Below are 3,810 nucleotides of genomic sequence, written 5' to 3' on the forward strand. Positions count from 1 at the left end.
TATCTCATCTTTTATGTTACTTACCCTTCTAGCTTGTTGTAATAATTCATTACGACTAAGCTTTATATCTCCCATAAGCACCCCTTTTATTCTTAAATACTATTAGTCTATACCTTTATATTTACAGCAATCTTTATATTAATTATATATTTGTATTTATTCAAAATTTTACCATATCGATAAATGTCAATCAATTGTGATAATTTATATATTTATAATCCGTATCTTTTCTTTTTAATTTATAATTATTAAATCAATATAAAATAACTTGATTATTAACTACCTTAGTATCCCTGATATCATATTTAAACTTAATAGTTTTGCTATCAATACTTAATTCATTTCCATTTACTTTAATTATATTATTCATTTTCCCTTCTCCTATTCTGGTAATTCTCGTGGGTTTAAAAATCCACCAACTAAGCTAAAGAGACAATACCTTATTCTAAAGGCATTGCCTCATAATTCTTTTAATAATTATTCAATAATATTTAGCAGATAATCTCTAATATCTTTTTGTTCTATCTTTATTTTTTCTTCCCCTAAATTACTAAAATTTAATATAGGCTTTTTAATTTCAATTAATGCATCTATTTCATCTAAAGATACATCTTTATCAAAAATAAATTGCTCTTTTTTTATAAATCCATACTTGTGGGCAATGTCAGAATCACTAGTATATATAGTTATATAGTTTATACCTAAAGTTTCTGAATCAACTTTTAAACACTCGTATTCCATTCCTTTAAAGATAACTTTATACTTTAGCTCATAAGCCAATTCAATATCAGTTATTTTTACCTCTTTAGTATATATAACTCTTGAAAAAAAGCCTTGCTCTATTTTTACCTCTTTAAAACTTGAATCAACCATATCTTTTGATTCAGAATAAATTTCAAAACCATTTTCCAATATATTTAATTTATATATTTTTTTGTTGTAAATAGCATACATAATAAATTCAACTCCTATTTAAAATCAACCCATCCAAATTTTATATCATATTTAAATTTACTAATTATTTTGCCAGTATCAGCATCTATAATATTTATTTAACAAGTTTACATTACTCCCTCCTCATTAATTGTTCCCCTATAGCACTACCAATTTTTATATATGACAATTTAAGTAAAAGAGTAAAATATTAATGCTCCAACTAATGAAACATTAACCTTTTACTCTTTTACTGCATTATTAATATTATGCTGTAACTTGCTTTATCTATTTTATTGGTATTACTACATTAATATCTTTTTACCTATTATGAATTGAGTTGCTATTTAATTTTGCATCTAGTTTTATATTAGTTGCTTATTTAATTTTTCTGCTTTATGCAATTCTCCTAGTAATGGATTATTATAATCATTATAACTATCCATATATGCTCTTACTCCACCAATTATATTAATTTGATTTATATCTTTATTATTTTTTAGAATATCTAATGCATTCATATATCTTATATATATCAGTTTCATTACACCACTTTTAATTTCATCAGCATATTCCATTTCAAGCTTCTTTATTACAATTTCTATTTGTTCTAATAACTCTCTTTTTATATCCACTTAATTGTCCTCCTATCTACTTGGTACTTCTCTTATTTCTTTTATCCATTCTGACGGCCACCCTTGTGGTAATAAAATTTGGTCACCATTGCCTTCAAGTAATGCCCCAGTTTTAGTGTATTGTTTCTCAACCTTACCAATATTTATTGTTGTACCTTTAGGCACCTCTATAACTGCTTCATATTGTCTTGAATTTTTCCATTCTGGAACTAATGCAGTATTAATTTTTGCATTAATTCTATTTCCTGCTGGTGTGGTAGTTACAAAAGAACCATCAACTTTTGCACCACCACCGTAAGTTCTATAAAAAGTAATGTTTTCTTCTGTTACAACCGTCCTATAGTTTCCATCCGTAAATGACTCACCTATCCATTCAGGTAAATCTACCTTATCAATTACTTTTACCTTATCATCAATTATTGTTGAATACTTTCCATAGTCAGTAGCTTTACTAACGCCCTTGGGGCAGAGTCTGTCTTATTATTTTTAGTGCTAAAGTTGAGTGTTTTCAACCCTTACCATAACTTTTTAACTACTTCTTATCCCTTACCATTTTTAGTTTTATGTAGTTACTTTTTCTATCTTAATCTATTAACCTTATTTTATCATGCTACTTCTTTTATTCCTACATTATTTCTTACACATAAACAAAAAATACCGTTGTAATTGAAGTATCAGTATTTCAGTTACAACGATATTTTCTTTTACATCAGCTTGAAAGGGGGATAAGGTGGTAAAGATTTTAGAAAATACTTTTTAGCTTTATCAACCAGAAATTACTTTTCAATTTTATCTGCCACTCTACCCCCCTTTGCCCCTATTCACTACATTATTAAAATTATGCAGTATTAAATATTCTTACTGTTACTTATTTAACTATATTCTAGTGTTAATTCTTCTTAGTATAGTTAATTACTTATTTATTATGCATTTATTTATCATTAACAATCAAAATACTCTTTAAGAAAATCAGTAAAACTACTCCATTCTTCTTGAAGATTTCCATTCTTTAGTAGTTCATCGCCCCCTTCAAAATTAACTCTATACACTTTATCAGTATCACTATCCAATACTATTACCTCATTTGCTGACATCTCAGTTAATACAAGATATTTTTTATTAAATCCATGTTCCTCTCTACATATATTAGTTGACTTTAAAATATTGTTGTTATCTTCTATAATGTCCATTAATTCTATCCCTAAAGTTTCCTCCCAAAATGGACCGGCATATGTTGTATAGAATTGAATGAATTCTTCTGATGGACTTATATCTAATTCCTTTATAGCTTTAATTACATCATCTTTATTATTTCTTAAATATATAGTATCATTTAATATTTTTTCTAAACCTTTTGGCAATTTACTCATTATTTTACTCCTTTCATTGCATCTCTTCCTCTAGTTTTCCAATATTCAATTGAATCTACCTTTTGAAATGCCTTTCTTACTTCTTCACTCATTGGATTAAATGGATTTAATTGACCTTTATATGGATGTAATGGTGCTCTTTTAGCATTACTTATATTATGATATCTTGTTGATGCTTCAAATAATGGTCCAACGCTATGCTGTTGTGAGTGATGCAATGTTGCAACATTTCCATCAGCATCCAAAATAGGTGCTAATCCATATCTTTCTGCTGCTTCTGCATTAGTCAATCCTCTTCCTTTTTTAGCTCCAGTACTCCTTAGCATATCCCAATCTATATCATTTCTTTGGAATACTTTATATGTTATTCCTGTACCACCTTCTCCAGCGTTAAAACTAACTGATTTGCTGAATACATCATTATTAACATACTCACTAATTAAATTTAATTTAGGGTTACTTACCCCCTTTATAGTCCCACTACTTACATTATCAACTTTACCACTAATCTTAGATACAAAATCCTGAATCTTTGTACTAACCTCAGGATCTCCCTTAAGTGTTCCTACTCCAGCAAACTCTATTTCATCAGCAAAATTAAATGCTCTTTTTAATAATGTTGAGAGTTCATCACCTTTTTTAGCTATATTCATTAAGAAATCTCCACCATGTTTTGATAACAAAGTAATTCCTTCATCTATATACTTTGAAACAAATTGTACTGCCTCATCCCAGTGCTTTCCTATAAATTTAACTATTCCTTGTCCGGATTCTCTTACGAATGATGCTCCTACTATTGGTATAAAGAAGCATGCAGCTGTAATTAATCTTTCTGCCAACGATAACTTTTCTCCTGTTATCATATTTACACC

The 3,810-nt window shown here is 28.0% G+C and carries 5 protein-coding genes; all 5 read right to left on the minus strand.

Features of this window, described 5'->3' with window-relative positions:
• Nucleotides 1–477 precede the first annotated feature (477 nt).
• A complete protein-coding gene (locus I2E98_RS15525) occupies nucleotides 478–954 on the minus strand; it encodes a hypothetical protein (protein ID WP_195469775.1) in 477 nt (158 codons plus the stop codon).
• A gap of 344 nt (nucleotides 955–1,298) precedes the next feature.
• On the minus strand, nucleotides 1,299–1,568 hold the full coding sequence (locus I2E98_RS15530; RefSeq protein ID WP_195469776.1) for a hypothetical protein: 270 nt from the start codon (nucleotides 1,566–1,568) through the stop codon (nucleotides 1,299–1,301).
• Between the two features lie 12 nt (nucleotides 1,569–1,580).
• Nucleotides 1,581–1,733, minus strand: coding sequence for a hypothetical protein (locus I2E98_RS15535; protein ID WP_207737638.1), 153 nt, complete (start codon nucleotides 1,731–1,733; stop codon nucleotides 1,581–1,583).
• A gap of 776 nt (nucleotides 1,734–2,509) precedes the next feature.
• On the minus strand, nucleotides 2,510–2,938 hold the full coding sequence (locus I2E98_RS15540) for an SMI1/KNR4 family protein (RefSeq protein ID WP_195469777.1): 429 nt from the start codon (nucleotides 2,936–2,938) through the stop codon (nucleotides 2,510–2,512).
• Nucleotides 2,938–3,810, minus strand: an 873-nt coding sequence (locus I2E98_RS15545; protein ID WP_207737639.1) for an HNH/ENDO VII family nuclease, incomplete at its 5' end; no start/stop codon positions are given. The genes I2E98_RS15540 and I2E98_RS15545, both read right to left, overlap by 1 nt.

The sequence above is a fragment of the Clostridium sp. D43t1_170807_H7 genome (assembly GCF_015555905.1).
In the GTDB taxonomy this organism is placed as follows: Bacteria; Bacillota; Clostridia; order Clostridiales; family Clostridiaceae; genus Clostridium.

What these genes read in the sequence shown, in the direction of transcription:
- I2E98_RS15525 (WP_195469775.1), bottom strand. Translation starts at nt 954, where the DNA reads ATGTATGCTATTTACAACAAAAAAATATATAAATTAAATATATTGGAA.
- I2E98_RS15540 (WP_195469777.1), bottom strand. Translation starts at nt 2,938, where the DNA reads ATGAGTAAATTGCCAAAAGGTTTAGAAAAAATATTAAATGATACTATA.